Annotated in this window: 18 protein-coding genes; 15 read left to right on the forward strand and 3 right to left on the reverse strand. The window is 57.6% G+C overall.

The features are described 5' to 3' along the window. Nucleotides 1-168: 168 nt before the first annotated feature. The 3 genes from GHO32_RS03220 (at nucleotide 169) to GHO32_RS03230 (ending at nucleotide 2,664) form a co-directional block, all read left to right on the forward strand. Entirely contained in the window at nucleotides 169-1,038 is an 870-nt protein-coding gene (locus GHO32_RS03220) for an HD-GYP domain-containing protein (protein WP_223198360.1), read from the forward strand. Between the two features lie 371 nt (nucleotides 1,039-1,409). After that, on the forward strand, nucleotides 1,410-1,931 hold the full coding sequence (gloA, locus tag GHO32_RS03225; protein ID WP_123749090.1) for a lactoylglutathione lyase: 522 nt from the start codon (nucleotides 1,410-1,412) through the stop codon (nucleotides 1,929-1,931). A gap of 145 nt (nucleotides 1,932-2,076) precedes the next feature. Further along, nucleotides 2,077-2,664 (forward strand): TetR/AcrR family transcriptional regulator, encoded by a 588-nt coding sequence (locus GHO32_RS03230; RefSeq protein WP_153332857.1) that lies wholly within the window; start codon nucleotides 2,077-2,079, stop codon nucleotides 2,662-2,664. 109 nt (nucleotides 2,665-2,773) lie between these two features. Here GHO32_RS03230 and ahpF read toward each other — a convergent pair whose 3' ends face one another. The 3 genes from ahpF to GHO32_RS03245 form a co-directional block, all read right to left on the reverse strand. Continuing rightward, on the reverse strand, nucleotides 2,774-4,336 hold the full coding sequence (gene ahpF, locus GHO32_RS03235; RefSeq protein ID WP_153332859.1) for an alkyl hydroperoxide reductase subunit F: 1,563 nt from the start codon (nucleotides 4,334-4,336) through the stop codon (nucleotides 2,774-2,776). Between the two features lie 125 nt (nucleotides 4,337-4,461). Further along, on the reverse strand, nucleotides 4,462-5,025 hold the full coding sequence (gene ahpC / locus GHO32_RS03240; RefSeq protein WP_016780891.1) for an alkyl hydroperoxide reductase subunit C: 564 nt from the start codon (nucleotides 5,023-5,025) through the stop codon (nucleotides 4,462-4,464). A gap of 172 nt (nucleotides 5,026-5,197) precedes the next feature. Beyond that, nucleotides 5,198-6,136: a site-specific integrase gene (locus GHO32_RS03245; RefSeq protein ID WP_153332861.1), complete on the reverse strand. Its 939-nt coding sequence runs from the start codon at nucleotides 6,134-6,136 to the stop codon at nucleotides 5,198-5,200. Between the two features lie 178 nt (nucleotides 6,137-6,314). Between GHO32_RS03245 and GHO32_RS03250 the strand changes: the two genes are divergently transcribed. The 12 genes from GHO32_RS03250 (at nucleotide 6,315) to GHO32_RS03305 (ending at nucleotide 19,847) form a co-directional block, all read left to right on the forward strand. After that, complete coding sequence (locus GHO32_RS03250; protein ID WP_153332863.1) at nucleotides 6,315-7,316, forward strand: DNA-binding protein; 1,002 nt, start codon at nucleotides 6,315-6,317, stop codon at nucleotides 7,314-7,316. Between the two features lie 165 nt (nucleotides 7,317-7,481). After that, nucleotides 7,482-8,324, forward strand: a complete 843-nt coding sequence (gene efeU, locus GHO32_RS03255; protein ID WP_153332865.1) for an iron uptake transporter permease EfeU — start codon at nucleotides 7,482-7,484, stop codon at nucleotides 8,322-8,324. Nucleotides 8,325-8,332: 8 nt separating this feature from the next. Beyond that, nucleotides 8,333-9,526 carry an iron uptake system protein EfeO gene (gene efeO / locus GHO32_RS03260; protein ID WP_153332867.1) on the forward strand — a complete coding sequence of 398 codons (1,194 nt, stop codon included), beginning with the start codon at nucleotides 8,333-8,335 and terminating at the stop codon, nucleotides 9,524-9,526. 16 nt (nucleotides 9,527-9,542) lie between these two features. Further along, a complete protein-coding gene (gene efeB / locus GHO32_RS03265; protein ID WP_153332869.1) occupies nucleotides 9,543-10,862 on the forward strand; it encodes an iron uptake transporter deferrochelatase/peroxidase subunit in 1,320 nt (439 codons plus the stop codon). 41 nt (nucleotides 10,863-10,903) lie between these two features. Next, nucleotides 10,904-11,728, forward strand: coding sequence for an iron uptake system protein EfeO (gene efeO / locus GHO32_RS03270; protein ID WP_153332871.1), 825 nt, complete (start codon nucleotides 10,904-10,906; stop codon nucleotides 11,726-11,728). Nucleotides 11,729-12,209: 481 nt separating this feature from the next. Further along, the gene (gene arnC, locus GHO32_RS03275) at nucleotides 12,210-13,217 is read left to right on the forward strand and encodes an undecaprenyl-phosphate 4-deoxy-4-formamido-L-arabinose transferase (RefSeq protein ID WP_153442772.1); all 1,008 of its coding nucleotides are present in this window, start codon (nucleotides 12,210-12,212) and stop codon (nucleotides 13,215-13,217) included. Nucleotides 13,218-13,219: 2 nt separating this feature from the next. Then, nucleotides 13,220-15,211 carry a bifunctional UDP-4-amino-4-deoxy-L-arabinose formyltransferase/UDP-glucuronic acid oxidase ArnA gene (arnA, locus tag GHO32_RS03280; RefSeq protein WP_153332873.1) on the forward strand — a complete coding sequence of 664 codons (1,992 nt, stop codon included), beginning with the start codon at nucleotides 13,220-13,222 and terminating at the stop codon, nucleotides 15,209-15,211. Further along, entirely contained in the window at nucleotides 15,211-16,095 is an 885-nt protein-coding gene (gene arnD, locus GHO32_RS03285) for a 4-deoxy-4-formamido-L-arabinose-phosphoundecaprenol deformylase (RefSeq protein ID WP_048371772.1), read from the forward strand. The genes arnA and arnD overlap by 1 nt, the downstream gene beginning before the upstream one ends. Beyond that, nucleotides 16,092-17,741, forward strand: a complete 1,650-nt coding sequence (gene arnT, locus GHO32_RS03290; RefSeq protein ID WP_153332875.1) for a lipid IV(A) 4-amino-4-deoxy-L-arabinosyltransferase — start codon at nucleotides 16,092-16,094, stop codon at nucleotides 17,739-17,741. Before arnD ends, arnT begins: the two co-directional genes overlap by 4 nt. Further along, nucleotides 17,738-18,082: a 4-amino-4-deoxy-L-arabinose-phosphoundecaprenol flippase subunit ArnE gene (arnE, locus tag GHO32_RS03295; RefSeq protein WP_048371776.1), complete on the forward strand. Its 345-nt coding sequence runs from the start codon at nucleotides 17,738-17,740 to the stop codon at nucleotides 18,080-18,082. Before arnT ends, arnE begins: the two co-directional genes overlap by 4 nt. Continuing rightward, the gene (gene arnF, locus GHO32_RS03300) at nucleotides 18,079-18,486 is read left to right on the forward strand and encodes a 4-amino-4-deoxy-L-arabinose-phosphoundecaprenol flippase subunit ArnF (RefSeq protein WP_153332877.1); all 408 of its coding nucleotides are present in this window, start codon (nucleotides 18,079-18,081) and stop codon (nucleotides 18,484-18,486) included. The genes arnE and arnF overlap by 4 nt, the downstream gene beginning before the upstream one ends. Then, complete coding sequence (locus GHO32_RS03305) at nucleotides 18,483-19,847, forward strand: UDP-glucose/GDP-mannose dehydrogenase family protein (protein ID WP_153332879.1); 1,365 nt, start codon at nucleotides 18,483-18,485, stop codon at nucleotides 19,845-19,847. The genes arnF and GHO32_RS03305 overlap by 4 nt, the downstream gene beginning before the upstream one ends. The last annotated feature ends 57 nt before the right edge of the window (nucleotides 19,848-19,904 follow it).

Below are 19,904 nucleotides of genomic sequence, written 5' to 3' on the forward strand. Positions count from 1 at the left end.
AGAGCCCAGAGCCCAGAGCCCAGAGCCCAGAGCCCAGAGCCCAGAGAATTGTCGGAGGAGCAATCTCTGCCGTCTAGTCCACTAAGCAAGAAAAGTGACGGCGCAACCTCAATGGAGAGCGAAATGTGTTATGCACGGAAACTCTGTCTTGCGGCCAAGTCCCAAGTCATGGACATGTTCCAGGAAGCCCGGCTTGGCAAGGCCGTCGACCCAAGCACGACGTTGCCGCTGGTCGGAGAAATCGCTGCCTCGGTGCTGCGCCAACCTCATGCCCTCATCAGCGTCGCACGCATCAAAACGCACGACGATTACACCTACCTGCACTCGGTTGCCGTCTGCGCCCTGATGCTATCGCTGGCCCGGCATCTCGATCTAGACGAGGAGCAAACGCGCCTGGCTGGCATCGGCGGACTGATGCACGACCTAGGCAAGGCCGCGATGCCGCTGGAAGTGCTTAACAAACCAGGCAAGCTCACCGATGCCGAGTTCGCCATCATGAAGCGCCACCCTGTGGAGGGCGCAAAGATGCTGCGCGCAGGCGGGGCCGAGCCCGGGGTGGTGGACATTGCCCTGCACCATCACGAGAAGATCGACGGAACCGGCTACCCGGATCGCTTGGCCGGTGACGCCATTTCACTCCTGGCCCGCATGGGCGCAATCTGCGACGTCTATGATGCCGTGACGTCGGAGCGAGCCTACAAAAAGCCGTGGGACCCGTCCGCGGCGATGCGGCAGATGGCCAAGTGGGAGGGCCATTTCGACAAACGCATCTTCCACGCCTTCGTCAAGGCCGTGGGCATCTACCCCGTCGGCTCCTTGGTTCGCCTGTCCTCTCAGCGTCTGGCCGTTGTCGTTGAGCCGGGAATGGAATCACTGCTGACTCCCAAGGTTCGCGTGTTCTTCTCGCTACGCTCGAGAGAGCCGATCCCGATGCAGACCATCGACCTGGCGGCCACGAGTTGCAAGGACAGTATCACTGGCCCCGAAGACCCGACGCTCTGGAACTTCAAGAACCTCGACGACTTGTGGATGGAATAGCCCCCACAAAACGACGGCCCCGTGAGGGAGCCGTTGAACATCGTCGAGCGATGCCCGTCCAGGGAGGGATGGCCGAGCTCGATTCTCCAGAAGGTAGCTGGTGACACGAGTGTTGAGCCCACCCAACTAGGGTGACGGAAATTTCTGGGGTTCCGGCTTACATCCCCAGTATAGAGGCTGCTAAAGGACTAGCGCCCCATGCCCGCTTCGGCGGGCTTCTTTTTGCCTGAATTTTGCCAATTCCCCTCACCGCACTCCCGCTGAACACCCCAAACAACGATCTTTTGTTTCCCGCGGGGTTCGCGCAAGCCGTCACATTCCGTATCATTCGTGCATCGACTGTTTACCCATGCATCACTTTCGGAGGGTTCATGAGCCTGCAAGAACTGAACAACGTCCCTGGCGTGACCGCACAACCGGATAGCGCTACCCAACAATTCGTTTTCAACCACACCATGCTGCGCGTCAAAGACATCGAGAAATCCCTCGATTTCTACACCCGCGTCCTGGGTTTCTCGCTGCTGGAAAAGCGCGACTTCCCGGAAGCCGAATTCAGCCTGTACTTTCTGGCGCTGGTTGATAAAGCCGTGATCCCGGCTGACGATGCTGCCCGTACCGTGTGGATGAAATCCATCCCTGGCATCCTGGAGCTGACTCACAACCACGGCACCGAAAACGATGCCGATTTTGCTTACCACAACGGCAACACTGACCCCCGCGGTTTCGGCCATATCTGCATCGCGGTACCTGATATCGTCGCCGCCTGCGAGCGCTTTGAAGCTTTGGGCGTGGACTTCCAGAAGCGCCTGACTGACGGCCGCATGAAATCTCTGGCCTTTATCAAGGATCCGGACGCCTACTGGGTCGAGATCATTCAGCCGACCCCGCTGTAACCTGGCAGGTCACAAAACCCATGCTCGCTCATGGGTTTTTTTACGCCTGACATTTGAACATTGTTCAGAAGCGATCAAGCCCGTAGCATTAGATACGCCACGTATGTTGTGTGGGTTGAGTTGGATTAAGGAGATCTGCGCTTCCATGGTACGAACACGCAAAGAGATGATCGAAGACACGCGGCACAGACTTTTGGCAGCAGGCAGGCAAGCATTCGCGAACAAAGGCTATGCCGAGTCTTCAATGGATGACTTCACTGCCAATGTCGGCCTGACCCGGGGAGCGCTTTATCACCACTTTGGCGACAAAAAAGGCTTGCTTGAGGCCGTCATCCAGCAAATAGACGCCGAGACGTCTGTACGCCTGCGCGCCATTACCGCTCAGGCGAACTCCACCTGGGATGGTTTTATCAATGAAAGCATCGCCTACATGGAGATGGCGATAGAGCCGGAAATCCAGCGTATTGTGCTGCTCGATGGCCCCGCAGTACTGGGCAACCCTGCCCTGTGGTCAAACCAGAACGCCTGCATTCAGGGCACCATGGAGTGCCTGGAGAAGCTGAAAAGCGAGCACGTCATCCAGGACATCGAGGTTGAAGCGACAGCCAGACTGCTGAATGGCGCCACATTGAGCGCCGCCTTGTGGATCGCCGCTGATCCACAACCACTGGCCGCACTGGAGAAAGCAAAAAATGCATTCGTCGCGCTGGCCAATGGTTTGCAGAAAGATTAAAACCCCTAGGCGTAATACTTTTAGCACACATCAAAAAGCGCAGCCCGTGGGCTGCGCTTTTGTTTACTGAGAGGCTTTGCTAATGCAACGCGACTCTATTGCCGAGCAATCAATCCGGCGCCGAAGTGCGGATCAAGTGATCGAAAGCGCTCAGAGAGGCTTTAGCGCCTTCGCCGACCGCAATCACGATCTGCTTATAAGGCACGGTGGTCACGTCACCGGCAGCAAAGATCCCGGGTATCGATGTCTCACCACGTGCATCAACCACGATCTCGCCACGTGGCGTCAGCTCGATGGTGCCTTTGAGCCAATCGGTGTTAGGCAGCAGACCGATCTGCACGAAAATGCCTTCCAGCTCGACGGTGTGCAGCGCTTCTGTTGCACGGTCTTTGTAACGCAGACCGTTGACCTTCTGCCCGTCACCGGTCACTTCAGTGGTCTGGGCGTTAGTGATCACCGTTACGTTTGGCAAGCTGTTGAGCTTGCGCTGCAACACGGCGTCAGCGCGCAACTTGGTGTCAAACTCGAGCAATGTCACGTGTGACACGATCCCGGCCAGGTCAATGGCCGCCTCGACACCCGAGTTACCACCACCGATCACCGCAACGCGCTTGCCTTTAAACAGCGGGCCGTCACAGTGCGGGCAGTACGCCACACCACGGCTGCGGTATTCCTGCTCGCCCGGCACATTCATTTCGCGCCAGCGGGCACCGGTCGCCAGAATCACGGTCTTGGCTTTGAGCGAAGCACCACTGGCGAATTTAACTTCGTGCAGCTCGCCCGCTTTGCCCGGCAACAGCTTGTCGGCACGCTGCAGGTTCATGATGTCGACGTCGTATTGCTTGACGTGTTCTTCCAGGGCAGTGGCCAGTTTCGGCCCTTCGGTTTCCTGCACCGAGATAAAGTTCTCGATCGCCATGGTGTCGAGCACCTGGCCGCCGAAGCGTTCTGCCGCCACACCGGTACGAATGCCTTTACGCGCAGCGTAGATGGCTGCAGCAGCACCGGCTGGACCGCCACCGATAACCAGCACATCAAAGGCCTCTTTGGCGCTGATTTTTTCGGCCTGACGCTCAATGGCGCTGGTGTCCAGCTTGCCAAGAATCTCTTCCAGGCCCATGCGGCCCTGACCGAAGTTAACCCCGTTCAGGTAAACGCTCGGCACCGCCATCACTTGACGCTCGGTGACTTCGTCCTGGAACAGCGCGCCGTCAATCGCCACGTGGCGAATGTTCGGGTTCAACACTGCCATCAGGTTCAGCGCCTGCACTACATCTGGGCAGTTCTGGCATGACAGCGAGAAATAGGTCTCGAAGTTGAACTCACCTTTGAGGGAGCGGATTTGTTCAATCACTTCGGCACTGGCTTTCGATGGGTGGCCGCCGACTTGCAGCAGGGCCAGCACCAGCGAAGTAAATTCGTGGCCCATCGGGATACCAGCAAAACGCAAGCTGATATCGCCGCCTGGACGGTTCAACGAGAACGACGGTTTACGCGCATCGTTGCCGTTTTCCAGCAAGGTAATCTGGCTGGAGAGGCTGTTAATTTCTTTTAACAGGTCATGCATTTCACGGGATTTCGCACCGTCGTCGAGAGACGCAACGATCTCGATCGGCTGTGTGACCCGCTCCAGGTATGACTTCAACTGTGCTTTTAGATTGGCGTCCAACATACGGGCGATCTCCTAACTGTTTAATTCTGTGTCAAAAAAAACGCCCGAGCGAATGTCGCCCGGGCGTTTTGAGGGCGATGCTGCTGACAACTCAGGTGCGGATCACCGCCCTAGTCTTCACAGACTTAGATCTTGCCAACCAGGTCCAGCGAAGGAGCGAGGGTGGATTCACCTTCTTTCCATTTAGCTGGGCATACTTCGCCTGGGTGAGCAGCAACGTACTGAGCAGCCTTGATTTTGCGCAGCAGCTCGGAAGCGTCACGGCCAACACCGCCGTCGTTCAGTTCAACGATTTTGATCTGACCTTCCGGGTTGATCACGAAAGTACCGCGGTCAGCCAGACCTGCTTCTTCGATCAGAACGTCGAAGTTGCGGGAGATGGTCAGCGTAGGGTCGCCGATCATGGTGTACTGGATTTTGCCGATGGCTGGCGAAGTGTTGTGCCAGGCAGCGTGAGCAAAGTGGGTGTCAGTCGACACGCTGTAGATTTCCACGCCGAGTTTTTTGAACTCTTCGTAGTTGTCAGCCAGGTCTTCCAGCTCGGTTGGGCAAACGAAGGTGAAGTCGGCTGGGTAGAAGAACACGACAGACCACTTGCCTTTCAGGTCAGCGTCCGACACTTCCACGAAGCTGCCGTTTTTGTATGCAGTAGCTTTGAACGGTTTTACTTGGCTGTTGATGATAGGCATCGTTGACTCTCCGTCAGGGTTGAAAAGTTGATGGGGTGAATCCTAACAACACATTTCGTATCTGGCTCATTGGTAAAGCTGATGCTCACGATTGGTTTTGACTATCAGCCAACCCTATAAATAGTCAAAAACTAAATATGGACCGAATGGCCGGCTTTCAAGTTGACGTCGATCAGCTACCAATGCGTTTTTCAGCGGTCATGCTCATCCCGGCAAACGGGGTGGACTCAACATAGCGCATGGCTGACTTGATGTCTTTCCAGCCGACGTAATTCATCAGCGACTTCAAGTCCCATCCACTTTGATGCGCCCATGTTGCAAAACCGCGACGAAGCGAATGACTGGTGTAATGTTCGGCAGAAATACCGGCGCGCTCCAGCGCCTGACGCAACAACGGGATCACGCTATTGGCGTGCAAGCCCTCCTCACTCAGATTGCCCCAGCGATCAATCCCCCTGAACACCGGGCCACGTACCAGGGCTGCTGTATTCAGCCATTCGATGTAAGCCCGCACCGGGCATAGCCTCAGCAGCGCCGGGGTTTGAAAGGTCTTGCCCAGATTGTCGCGATCACTTTTGCTGCGCGGTAAATACAAGGTAATGCCCGAACCTGCCACCGCCTGCACGTGTTCGACCTGCAGGCGACACAACTCATCACTACGAAACCCGCGCCAAAACCCTAGCAGGATCAACGCTGCATCGCGTCGCGCGCGCAGCAGCCCCGGCTGGTCCGCATTGGCCTGCGCGATATTCGCCTCACTTTCAAGCCAGTCAATCACTTGCTCCAGATGCTGCAACTGTAGCGGCGCAGCTTGTTTCTCTTGGGCCGGATGCAGCGCGCGAATGCCCTTGAACACTTTGCGCACCACTGGCGACTTGGTCGGGTCGGCAAAGCCCTGGCTGTTATGCCACTGCGCAATCGCCGACAAACGCAGCTTGAGCGTGTTGATCGACAACTGCCCGGCGTGCGCCACCAGATAGCGCGCCACGCTGTCGCTGGTGGCGGGCAAAAATCCGCCCCAGATCACTTCGAAGTGCTCGATGGCGGCCCGATAACTGCGGCGGGTGTTATCGCGGGTCGCGGCGTTTAAGTAGCGATCCAGCTCGCTCATGCCCTGTTCTCTTGGTTGACGTACTGAAATAGCGCCTAAAAATCGAACTTGGCGCTATGACACGGGATAATACCAGTATATCCCGCCTCAAAATCAGCAATCAAAAACAAAAATGAAGTGCTAATATAGTACGTAATTACAGGGTACATACCACAGTACATAATCGTAGGAGAATGCCATGGCTCGTGGCGGCGTAAACAAGGCGGTGGTGCAAATAGCGCGCACGGCGATACTGGCTCGCGGCGAACACCCCAGCATCGATGCAGTACGAATTGAAATGGGCAATACCGGGTCAAAAACCACGATCCACCGCTACCTAAAGGAGCTTGACGAGACCGACTCACGTCGCGGCGTGCAGCAGGAACAGCTAGGTGATGAGCTGAGCGAACTGGTAGCCCGCCTTGCCCAGCGCCTCAAAGAGCAGGCACAAGAGCCGATCGACCGCGCCGAAGCGCACTACGAGCAGCTCAAAGCAGAGTTGCGCGATCAACTGGCGCAAGCGCAGCAAGACCATCTGCAATTGCAGAAAGAGCTGGACATCCAGAGCACGGCCTTGCAGCAAGAAACGGCGAACCTGGAAGCCACCCGCTCCATGCTGCAAACCGAGCAAACGCGCAACGCCGCGCTCAACCAGGCGTGCAGCGATTTCGAGTTGCGCCTCAACGACCGCGACGAGCAGATCCGCTCACTGGAAGAAAAACACCTGCACGCCCGCGATGCGCTGGAGCACTACCGCAGCGCGACCAAAGAGCAGCGCGAGCAGGAACAGCGCCGCCACGAAGGGCAGTTGCAACAACTACAAATGGAATTGCGCCAAGCGCAGCAAAGCGCGCTGGTGCGCCAAGACGAAATAACCCAACTGCACCGTGACAACGAGCGCGTACTCAGTGAAAGTCGCGCCTTGAGCAAAGAGCTGAATCAGGCCAGCGATCAGCAGCACAAGCTGAGCAACCTGAATGAGCGACTGACCGCCCAACTGAACCAGCAGGAAAGCGAACGCACATTGCTGCAAGAACGCTTACGGGTCGCCACCCAAGAAAGCCAGGCATTAAAAGAAGCGCAAAACCAGGCCCTTGAAGCCAACGCAGCGTTGACATTAAGAGCCCTCAAGGCCGAGGCAGCGCTGGAGACCCTCACTGCCAGCCTAAGCAACACTCCAAAAGACGATATCGACCTTTAACCCTTCAGCAGGCTTGCCCGTCAGCGCCACCAACTCCACGTGCAAGCCCGCCCCCAGAACATGCGTTCAGCAACCGTTCAGCCAATGAAATCGATTCTTGTTTAGCAATACGTATCAGTATGTTACAAATTAGCCACTACTAATTCGTGACGCGGTGCTCTCTTCATGCTTGTTCCTTTTCTGATCATGCTGCGCGAGGGCATTGAAGCCGCGCTTATCGTCGGCATCATTGCCAGTTACCTCAAGCAAACCGGACGTGGGCAGTGGATGCCCGCCGTGTGGATTGGAGTTTTCCTCGCCGCAGCCTTGTCCCTGCTGGTCGGTGGCGGCCTGGAGTTGATGAGCGCCGAATTCCCGCAAAAGCAACAAGAACTGTTTGAAGGCATCGTCGGCTTGATTGCCGTCGGCATCCTCAGCTCGATGGTGTTCTGGATGCGCAAAGTCGCGCGCTCCATTAAAAGCTCGCTGCACACCTCCCTTGATCATGCCCTTGCCGGCTCCAAACACCAGGTCACGGCACTGATTGCCATGGTGTTTTTTGCCGTGGCTCGCGAAGGGCTGGAAACCGTGTTCTTCCTGCTCGCGGTTTTCCAGCAAAGCGAAGGTCCGGCAGCCCCTTTGGGCGCCCTGCTCGGTTTGATCCTGGCGATCTTTGTCGGTTTTGCGATCTACACCGGCAGCATGCGCCTGAACCTCGGCCTGTTTTTCCGCTGGACCGGACTGTTCATTCTGGTGGTAGCGGCGGGCATTCTGGCCAACTCGGTCCAGGCCCTGCACGAAGCCGGCTTGTGGAATGCCATGCAAGGCGTGGTGTTTGACATCAGCAGCACGCTGCCGATGGACGGACCGCTCGGCTCGGTCCTGGCCGGTATGTTCGGCTATCAAGATGCGCCCACCGTCAGCGTACTCGTCGCCTATGTCATTTATCTGGTCGTGGCCCTGGTGATGTTCTTCCGTTCCCCGCCCGCGCCAAAGGCGGCCCACCCCTCTTCAGTGACGAACTCTTAAGGTCCTGCATGTCTACCCCTGCAAGCGGTACACCCCCTCGCGCATTGCGCTGGGCGGTAGCCGGCTCAGTGATCGTTATGATCGCGGCCGGCGGTTTGTTCTACTACGCCTCGCAACTGGCTGCCGCCAAACGCAAGGTTCACAGCAATGAAATCACCGTAACGATCCACCCGCACAGCTGCGAACCGAACGAGCTGACGGTCCCGGCAGGCTTTAACAGCTTCCGCATCGTCAACGCCTCGGAACGCGCAGTGGAATGGGAAATTCTCGACGGTGTGCTGGTGATCGAAGAGCGCGAAAACATTGCCCCCGGCTTGAGCCAGGTGATCAATGCCACGCTCAACCCCGGTGATTACGCCATTACTTGCGGCCTGCTCAGCAACCCGCGCGGCAAGCTCCATGTCACACCGACCGCCGAATCTGAAGCCAAGGCCAAGGCGCGCCCGTCGATGGTGGCGTTTATCGGCCCGCTGTCTGAGTTCCGGGTGTATTTGAGCAGCCAGAGCAACGCGCTGATCAAGGCGGTAGAAGCTCTGTCGCAAGCCATCAGCAGTGGCGACCTTGCCCAGGCGCAAGCACTCTATGTACCGGCGCGCGAGGCTTATCAGCGCCTGGCACCCGCCGCGCAACGCTTGGGCGAACTGGACAACACCCTGAATGCCCGCGCCGACTATTTTGAAAAACGCGAGCAGGATCCAGGCTTCAGCGGCTTCCATCGCCTCGAATATGGCCTATTTGATCAGCGCAGCACCCAAGGTCTGGCACCTGTGGCCGAACAACTGCAAGCCAATGCAGCGTTACTCAAGCAGCAATTGATGGCGCAATCCCTGCCGCCCGAGCAGTTGGTCAGCATTGTTTCGCGCACGCTGCACAACTTGGCCGACACCCGCGCCACCAGCGGTGAAGAAGAGCGCTACAGCCATATCGACCTCAACGGTTTTGCCGCCAACCTGCAAACCACGCGCAAAGTGGTTGACCTGTTGCGCCCACTGCTGGCCAAAAACAATGCCGACATCCTGCTCAACATTGATAACGCCAGCGCCGCACTCGACACCGAACTCGACACCTTTAAAACCGCTCAGGGTTATGCCACTTACGACACGGTAAGCGCCGCCCAGCGTCAAGCAATCAGTAACAAGGCCAAGGCTCTGGCCGATGCACTCGATGGAATCGATCCAGCCCTCGGCCTTTCCGGCCTGTAATGCAGACGAGACGCACATGAGCGATTCAGACAAAACCCAGAATGAAATCAACCTGCAACGTCGTCGCGTACTGCTCGGCATGGGCGTCGCCGGGGCCGCGCTGGCAGGCAGCGCCCTCAGTTGTCCGGCCATGGCCGCCAGCGGCACAGCCAATGCGCAAGTGACTCAAGCACCCAGCAGCGACAAGACCCAGGATCACCACGAATTCCACGGTCAGCACCAAAATGGCATCGTCACGCCTCGTCCGGCCGCCGGCATGCTGGTGTCCTTCGATGTACTGGCCACTGATCGCGCAGACCTGGAACGCCTGTTCCGCACTCTGAACGAACGCATCGCGTTTCTGACCAAGGGCGGCCCGGTCACGCAAGTCGACCCCAAACTGCCACCTACCGACTCAGGGATCCTCGGACCGGTAGTAACGCCTGACAACCTGACCGTCACGGTATCGGTCGGCGAGTCGCTGTTTGATGAGCGTTACGGCCTGGGCAACGTCAAGCCCAAGCACCTGATCCGCATGCAGGGCTTTCCGAACGACGCGCTGGAGCCTGCCTTTTGCCATGGCGATTTGAGCCTGCAATTATGCGCCAACACCGCCGACACCAACATTCACGCCCTGCGCGACATCGTTAAAAACCTGCCCGACCTGCTGCTGGTGCGCTGGAAGCAAGAAGGCACGGTACCGCCGCAAGCGCCCACCAAACCGGGCGTACCCCCGCAGAGCGCGCGCAATTTCTTGGGTTTCCGTGATGGCTCTGCCAACCCGGACTCCAACGACAACACCCTGATGAACAGCATCGTCTGGGTTCAGCCAGGCAGCGATGAACCCAAATGGGCGGTCGATGGCAGCTACCAGGCGGTGCGCATTATTCGCAACTTCGTTGAACGCTGGGACCGCACGCCCCTGCAAGAGCAGCAAAGCATCTTCGGCCGCAACAAGGCCAGCGGCGCACCGATGGATGGCCATCACGAAACCGACGTGCCCGATTACAGCAAAGACCCCGAAGGCAAAGTCACCAAGCTGGATGCGCACATCCGCCTGGCCAACCCGCGCACCGCCGAAACCAGCAAAAACTTGATCTTGCGCCGCCCGTTCAACTACTCGAACGGCGTCAACAAGAACGGCCAGCTGGACATGGGCCTGCTGTTTATCTGCTACCAGAGCAACCTGGAAAACGGCTTCATCGCCGTACAGACCCGACTCAATGGTGAGCCACTGGAGGAATACCTCAAGCCGATTGGCGGAGGTTACTTCTTTACCTTGCCGGGCGTACGCGACGACAAGGACTTTATTGGGCGCTCGCTGCTGAATGCCGCAGCCCCACTGACTCGAACTTGATTCCCCCCCAACCTGAACCTAAAACAAACCGGAAAAGTCCCATGAAGAAGACGCCGCTCGCACTGTTTATCGCTCTAGGTTTGCTCCACACCCCGCTCTCGGTATTCGCGGCGAATGCACCACTGGACCTGGTGCAACCTGTATCGGACTACAAGATTTACGTCACCGATGAAATCGACACGCTGGCGCAAGAAACCCAGAAGTTCACCGACGCCATCAAAAAGGGCGACCTGGCCACCGCCAAAAAGCTCTACGCACCGACCCGCGTGCATTACGAGTCGATCGAGCCGATTGCCGAACTGTTCAGTGATCTCGACGCGTCTATCGACTCCCGGGTTGATGACCATGAGAAAGGCGTGACCGCTGAAGACTTCACCGGCTTCCACCGCATCGAATACACCTTGTTCTCCGAGAACACCACCAAGGGTCTCGATGTGCTGGCCGACAAACTCAATACCGACGTCAAAGACTTGCAAACCCGCGTTGCCGGTCTAACCTTCCCGCCAGATAAAGTCGTGGGCGGTGCGGCCGCGCTGATGGAAGAAGTGGCTGCAACCAAGATTTCCGGCGAAGAAGACCGTTACAGCCATACCGACCTGTATGACTTCCAGGGCAACGTAGACGGCGCGAAGAAGATTTTCGACCTGTTCCGTCCGCAAATTGCAGCCAATGACAAAGCCTTTGCCGATAAGGTCGACAAGAACTTTGCCACGGTTGACAAGATCCTGGCCAAGTACAAAACCAAAGATGGCGGTTTTGAAACCTACGACAAGGTCAAGGATAACGACCGCAAGGCACTGGTTGGCCCGGTTAACACTCTGGCCGAAGACCTGTCTACATTGCGCGGCAAGTTGGGCTTGAATTAAGCTCGCTTGAGTGGCGCCAACCTGTGTGACGCATGTCACAAATCCGCAGGTTGGCGCTGTTTTTTGCGTCCGTTAAAAAAAGTCATTTTTCTGTGTAATGAATGACTTGGGTCATTGTTTAAAATCGCCAAAACCCCATCCTTGTTACCCGATACATTTCCCCCACACTTTTACCCATAAAGCCGCGGGCCAAGCGCTACACGGGGTTTCCTGAATAGCACCTGTCTGCCCCCTAAAAACATGGCCTTTTGATTCAACTTTCATAGGTTTTTCACACCTCTGCGTTTAACGTAGGCGTCAGCTTTTAGGAATAACAAAAATAGTTTGTAAGAAAAATCATGTAGATAACGTAGTTTGATGACTTTACCTTCGTCAGTTTTAGGCTTTAATGCCTGCAGGCGTAATCTGTCTAGCGCGCCTGAACAGGCCGACTTCTCAGACGAGTCATCTTGTACCATTGAAACTGACTGGAACGAATAACTTGAAACCCTACCCTATCCAGTGCGTGTCGATCGTCATTCCGGTCTACAACGAAGAACAGAGCCTGCCTGAGCTGCTGCGCCGTACCGAAGCAGCCTGTGCCCAGCTTACCCAAGCTTACGAAATCGTACTGGTCGACGATGGCAGCCGAGACAAATCGGCGCAAATCCTGCAAGACGCTGCCGAACGTGAAGACAGCCCGGTAGTGGCGGTGATCCTCAACCGTAACTATGGACAACATGCCGCCATCATGGCCGGCTTTGAAAACTCCAAGGGCGATGTAGTCATCACCCTGGACGCTGACTTGCAAAACCCTCCAGAAGAAATCCCGCGTCTGGTTGCCCAGGCAGCCTTGGGCTATGACGTGGTTGGTACTGTGCGCAACAACCGTCAGGACTCGGCCTGGCGCCGCTGGCCTTCGCGCCTCATCAACCTGGCCGTACAGCGTTCCACCGGCGTTGCCATGAGCGACTACGGCTGCATGCTGCGCGCCTATCGTCGTTCGATTGTCGACGCGATGCTGGCATGCCGCGAGCGCAGCACCTTTATCCCGATTCTCGCCAACAGCTTTGCCCGCCACACCACCGAGGTGCTGGTGCAGCACGCCGAGCGTGAACACGGCGATTCGAAATACAGCCCGATGCGCCTGATCAACCTGATGTTTGACTTGATCACCTGCATGACCACCACCCCCCTGCGCCTGCTGAGCATCATCGGTTTCAGCATGGCCTTGCTGGGCGGCATTTTCGCCATTCTGCTTATCGTATTGCGCCTGATCTTTGGCGCTACCTGGGCGGGCGACGGCACCTTCGTGCTGTTTGCCGTACTGTTTGTGTTCACTGGCGGCCAATTCATTGGCATGGGCCTGCTGGGTGAGTACCTGGGGCGCATGTACAGCGATGTGCGTGCACGCCCTCGGTTCTTCATCGAGAAAATCGTCCGCGCTGAACCGGCTACTGAAACTGCTACACCTTGCAACTCGTCTTCTTCTACTTCGACACAGGTCTAACCATGAGTTTGAAAGCCGTTGTTTTCGCCTATCACGATATTGGCTGCACAGGCATCGAAGCCCTGCTCAATGCAGGCTACGACATTGCTGCCGTGTTCACCCATGCTGATGACCCCTCGGAAAATAACTTCTACGGTTCTGTGGCCCAACTGTGCGCCCGTAAAGGCATTCCGGTACACGCTCCGGAAGATGCTAACCACCCACTGTGGATCGAGCGCATTCGCAAGCTGAATCCCGACTACATTTTCTCGTTCTACTACCGCAACCTGCTGGGCGAAGAACTGCTGGCCAGCTCCAGCAAAGGCGCCTTCAACCTGCACGGCTCGCTGCTGCCTCGCTACCGCGGCCGCGCTCCGGCAAACTGGGTTCTGGTCAACGGCGAAACCGAAACCGGCGTTACCCTGCACCGCATGGTCAAACGTGCCGATGCCGGTGACATTGTGGCCCAGGAACGCATCAGCATTGAGCGCAGCGACACCGCGCTGAGCCTGCACGCCAAGCTGCGTGAAACCGCTGCAAAACTGCTGGCAGAAACCCTGCCAGTGCTACCTGAAGGCAAGCTCAAAGAAACCCCGCAAGACGAATCCAAGGCCACCTACTTCGGTCGCCGCACAGCCGCTGACGGCCTGCTGCAGTGGAATCGCCCGGCAGAAGAATTGTTCAACCTGGTCCGTGCGGTTACTCAGCCGTACCCAGGCGCGTTCTGCGCGGTTGGCGAGCACAAACTGATTGTCTGGGCCAGTGAAGTGGTTGCCGGCAACGAAGGCCAGGCACCGGGCAACGTGATCAGCTGCGACCCGCTGCGTATCGCTTGCGGCAAAGACTCGCTGGTGATCACCGCCGGTCAGCGCAACGACAACGGCCTGTACCTGAGCGGCCCGCAACTGGCCCGCGAACTGGGTCTGGTTGACGGCTCGCGTCTGCGTGGTAGCGAATCCGGCCGTGCGGCCCGTCGCACCCGCGTTCTGATCCTGGGCGTTAACGGCTTTATTGGTAACCACCTGTCCGAGCGTCTGCTGCAAGACGACCGCTACGAAGTGTACGGCCTGGACATCGGCTCCGACGCCATCGACCGCCTGCGCAGCCACCCGAACTTCCACTTCGTGGAAGGCGATATCAGCATCCACACCGAGTGGATCGAGTACCACATCAAGAAGTGCGACGTGATCCTGCCGTTGGTAGCCATCGCCACGCCGATCGAATACACCCGTAACCCGCTGCGCGTATTCGAACTGGACTTCGAAGAGAACCTCAAGCTGGTTCGCTACTGCGTCAAGTACAACAAGCGCGTGATCTTCCCGTCCACGTCCGAAGTGTATGGCATGTGCCAGGACCAGAACTTCGACGAAGACACTTCAAACCTGATTGTTGGCCCGATCAACAAGCAGCGCTGGATCTACTCCGTGTCCAAGCAACTGCTGGACCGCGTGATCTGGGCTTACGGCACCAAAGGCCTGAAGTTCACCCTGTTCCGTCCGTTCAACTGGATGGGCCCGCGTCTGGACCGTCTGGATTCGGCTCGTGTTGGCAGCTCGCGCGCCATCACTCAGTTGATCCTGCACCTCGTGGAAGGTACCCCGATCCGTTTGGTTGACGGTGGTGCTCAGAAGCGCTGCTTCACTGACGTGGCTGACGGCATCGAAGCCCTGGCACGCATCATTGAAAACAAAGACGGCAAGTGTGACGGCCAGATCATCAACATCGGTAACCCGGAAAACGAAGCCAGCATTCGTGAACTGGGCCATGAGTTGCTGCGTCAGTTCGAAGCGCACCCGCTGCGTGACAACTTCCCGCCGTTCGCCGGTTTCCGCGATGTTGAAAGCCAGTCGTTCTACGGCACCGGCTACCAGGACGTGAGCCACCGCAAGCCAAGCGTTGAGAACGCACGTCGCCTGATCGACTGGACACCGACCACCGAGCTGAGCGAAACCATCGGCAAGACTCTGGATTTCTTCCTGCGTGAAGCCATGGTTGAAATCGCGGAAAAACGTTAATGCAAGCTGGACTACGTATTGATGTCGACACCTACCGAGGCACCCGTGAAGGGGTGCCGCGGTTACTCGAACTGCTCGACGAAGCCGATGTAAAAGCCACGTTTTTTTTTAGTGTGGGGCCGGACAACATGGGCCGCCATTTATGGCGCCTGATCAAGCCCCAGTTCTTCTGGAAAATGATGCGCTCCAAGGCAGCCAGTTTGTATGGCTGGGACATTTTGCTGGCCGGCACCGCCTGGCCTGGCAAACCGATCGGCAAGGATCTGGGGCATTTGATGCGCCAGACCCTGGCTGCGGGCCACGAGGTAGGCTTGCACGCGTGGGATCACCACGGCTGGCAAGCCAACACCGGGCGCTGGAGCGAGGCACAACTGATCGAGCAGATTCGCCGGGGTGTTGACACCCTGAGCGACATTACCGGGCAAGCGGTCGAATGTTCGGCCGCCGCCGGTTGGCGCGCAGATGAACGCGTAGTCCAGGCCAAAGAAACCTTTGGCTTTCGTTACAACAGCGATTGCCGCGGGCACAGTCTGTTTCGGCCAAGGTTGGCCGACGGCAGACTGGGCGCGCCGCAAATCCCTGTGGATCTGCCCACATTCGATGAAGTAGTCGGGCCCGAGCTAAGTGCTGCCGACTTCAATTCATACATTCTTGATCGCTTCAGCCCACAAAAGCTGAACGCGTACACCATTCATGCAGAAGTAGAAGGGATTCTAATGGCTAATGACTTCCGTCAATTGCTGACGCAGGCCCGTGCCCGCGACATTCACTTTCAGCCGCTTAAGGACTTGTTACCCGCCGATATCGACAGCCTGCCCGCAGGCCAATTGAGCCGTGGCGTGCTGGAAGGCCGTGAAGGCTGGCTGGGAGTGCAGAAGCCATGACTCAACGCTGGATGATTCCACTGCTGGTTTTAGCCTTTATCGCGTTTTACCTGTTACCCCTGGGCACCCACGGTCTGTGGATCCCGGACGAAGCGCGTTATGCGCAAATCGGCCAGCAAATCCTGGTCGACGGTAACTGGGTCACCCCGCACTTCATGGACATACGCTACTTCGAGAAGCCGATTGCCGGTTACTGGATGATCGCTATCGGCCAGGCCATTTTTGGTGAAAACCTGTTTGGCGTGCGCATTGCCTCGGCGATTGCCACCGGCCTGAGCGTGTTGCTGGCCTACCTGGTCGCCCGCCGCCTGTGGAACGACCCGCGCAAGAGCTTCGCCTGTGCGCTGGTGTACATGACCTTCGGCCTCATCGCTGGCCAGGCCGGGTATTCCAACCTCGATCCGCAGTTCACCTTGTGGGTCAACCTGAGTTTGGTTGCCCTGTGGTTTGCGGTCGACACTCAGGACCCACGCCAGCGCCTGTTCAGTTGGGCGCTGCTGGGTTTTGCCTGCGGCATGGGCTTTATGACCAAGGGCTTCCTGGCCCTGTTGCTGCCAGTGCTGATCGCCCTGCCCTACATGATCTGGCAAAAGCGTTTTCTGGAGCTGGTCAAATACGGCCTGGTCGCCATGCTGGTTGCAGCCGTCGTGTCGTTGCCCTGGGTATTGGCGGTGCATGCACAAGAGCCGGATTACTGGCGCTTCTTCTTCTGGCACGAGCACATCCGCCGCTTTGCCGGTGAAGATGCCCAACACGGTCGCCCATGGTGGTTCTACCTGCCGTTGATGGTGGTTTCCAGCTTGCCGTGGGCGGCCCTGCTGCCTGCCACGCTCAAAGATGCCTGGAGCCAGAAGCGTCAGACCGGTGTGATCTTTGTGCTGATGTGGATGTTGCTGCCGCTGGCCTTGTTCAGCCTGAGCAAGGGCAAACTGCCGACCTACATCATGCCGTGCATGCTGCCGCTGGCCCTGTTGCTGGGCCACGCGCTGATGGACCGCGTTGATCAGGCGAAAACCCTGTCGCTGCGCCTCAATGGCCTGGTTAACCTGCTGATTGGCGCCGTGGCCTTGCTGGCCCTGATCTTCTTCCAGATCAAAAAGCCGTTCTACGACAACGAACCGCTGCACATGGGTTTGCTGGTTGTGGTCTTGCTGACCTGGATCGTTACCGGCCTGCTGGCCATGACCCGTCCGCTGAAAATGTGGGCGGCGCCTGCAGTCGCCATGGGCGTTCTGGTACTGGTGTTGCCAGCCAGCATGCCAAGCAGCGTGGTACACAACAAAATGCCTGACCAGTTTGTGCTGCATCATCTGGACGCATTGAAGCCTGCGACTGCCCTGCTGAGTAACGACCTGGGCGCCGCATCGGCACTGTCATGGCGCCTGCGTCGTCCAGACGTGACGCTGTACAACACGCAGGGCGAGGTCAAATACGGCCTTACCTATGACGATGCCAAAGGCAAGAGCATTGGTCTGGAAGAGGTTCAGCAATGGCTTGCCGATGCACGTCTCAAAGGCCCGGTAGGTGTTGTGATGCGGGTCAAGGACAGCGATGAAACCCATGAAATGGACATGCTGCCCAAAGATGCCCAACGTTTTGACGAAGGCAACATGGTGATTTTGATCTACCCGCAGACCACTCCATGACCCTCACCCTGTTGCTCATGGCATGTCTGTTGACGTGCGCAGGCCAGGTGGCCCAGAAGTACGCCGTCGAAAGCTGGCGTGGGCCCGAGTCGGGGATCGCGCAAAAGTTGCGCTCTCCCTGGCTGTGGCTGGCCCTGCTCTGCCTGGGCCTGGGTTTGCTGGTGTGGTTGCTGGTGTTACAACGCCTTGAAGTGGGCATCGCTTACCCGATGCTCAGCCTCAACTTTGTTCTGATCACCCTGGTAGCCCGCTACCTGTTTAAAGAAACCATCGACCTGCGCCACTGGTGTGGCGTGGGCCTGGTGATTGCTGGTGTGGTTCTGCTGGGGCAACACGCATGAGCCTGCGCCGAGGTTTTACCTTTGCCTGCGCCAGTGTGTTGTTGGTTAGCGGCGCCCAGTTGGGCATGCGCTGGAGCATGACGCGCCTGCCGGAACCGACAAAGTGGCTGGAGGCAATCAGCCAAGGAGACGTTTCAATCAGCGCATTGGCAGTCGTGTTTGCCGCGATCATGGCTTACGCGCTGTCGATGCTCTGCTGGTTGCTGGCCTTGCGCGACCTGCCATTGGGGCGGGCCTATTCGCTGCTCAGCTTCAGCTACGCTCTGGTCTACCTGCTGGCGGCCAGCCTGCCGGTATTCCATGAAAGCTTCACCCTTTCAAAAACCCTTGGGGTGGCCTTGGTCATTCTGGGGGTGCTGACGATCAACTCTCGACGTACCCCAAGTTCCAGGAACAGCGCATGAAAATCAGTGTATTTGGTAGTGGTTATGTAGGCCTGGTGCAGGCAACGGTATTGGCGGAAGTCGGCCACGACGTGATTTGCATGGACATTGATCAGAAAAAGGTCGAGCTGTTACAGCAAGGTCACGTCAGCATTTTTGAGCCGGGGCTTTCGAGCCTGGTTCGTGAAAACCTCGAAAGCAAGCGCCTGCGCTTCACCAGCGACGAAAAAACCGCTGTTGAGCACGGCCAGGTACTGTTTATCGCCGTTGGCACTCCGCCCAGCGAAGACGGTTCGGCAGACCTTAAAGCGGTATTCTCGGTGGGCGACGCAGTAGCCCGTCACCGCGTAGAACCGGTGATTCTGGTCGAGAAATCCACCGTACCCGTGGGCACCGGTGACGCACTGACCGCGCACATCAATAAAGCGCTGGAACAAGCCGGCCGCTCGTTGCAATTTGACGTGGTGTCCAACCCCGAATTTCTCAAAGAAGGCTCGGCCGTCAGCGACTGCCGCCGCCCGGACCGCATCATCATTGGTTGCGAGCGCGACGAAGTGCGCGACGTGATGCGTGACCTGTACGCCCCGTTCAACCGCAACCATGACCGCATCATCAATATGGACCTGCGCAGCGCCGAGCTGACCAAGTACGCCGCCAACTGCATGCTGGCGACCAAAATCAGCTTCATCAACCAGATCGCCGAACTGGCCGAACACCTGGGTGCGGACATTGAGTCGGTGCGTCTGGGCATCGGTGCCGACACCCGCATCGGCTACCACTTTATCTACCCTGGTTGCGGCTATGGCGGTTCGTGCTTCCCTAAAGACATGCGCGCGTTGATCCACAGCGCTCAGCAAGTCAACTGCTCCAGCGACCTGCTGCAAGCTGTAGAAGCCATCAACGAACGTCAGAAACACAAACTGTTTGATCGTATCAATGCCTACTTCAAAGGCGACCTCAAGGGCAAAACCTTTGCCTTGTGGGGCCTGGCGTTCAAACCCAACACCGACGACATGCGCGACGCGCCTAGCCGCGTGCTGATGGAAGCCTTGTGGGCCGCAGGTGCAGACGTTCGTGCCTTCGACCCTGAAGCCATGCAAGAAACCCAGCGCCTGTACGGTGATGAGCCTCGCCTGAGCCTGATGGGCACACCGGAATCCGTGCTGCAAGGTGCCGACGCTTTGATCGTGTGCACTGAATGGCAGCAGTTCAAGGCGCCAGATTTTGACCTGATCAAACAACGCCTGAAAACCCCGGTGATTTTCGACGGTCGTAACCTGTACGACAGCGAGCGTCTGACCCGCGTGGGCTTGCAGTACTTCCCGATGGGGCGCGGCGAGTCTATCAACTTGCCGGTTTCCCAAGGCGCTACAGCCGTTTAACGCTTCGACAGCGCCGCCATTGGCAACAATGGCGGCGTTTTTTATGGATGAAATTCG

Origin of the sequence: Pseudomonas sp. FSL R10-2189 (assembly GCF_009600325.1) — a bacterium.
GTDB lineage: Bacteria > Pseudomonadota > Gammaproteobacteria > Pseudomonadales > Pseudomonadaceae > Aquipseudomonas > Aquipseudomonas helleri.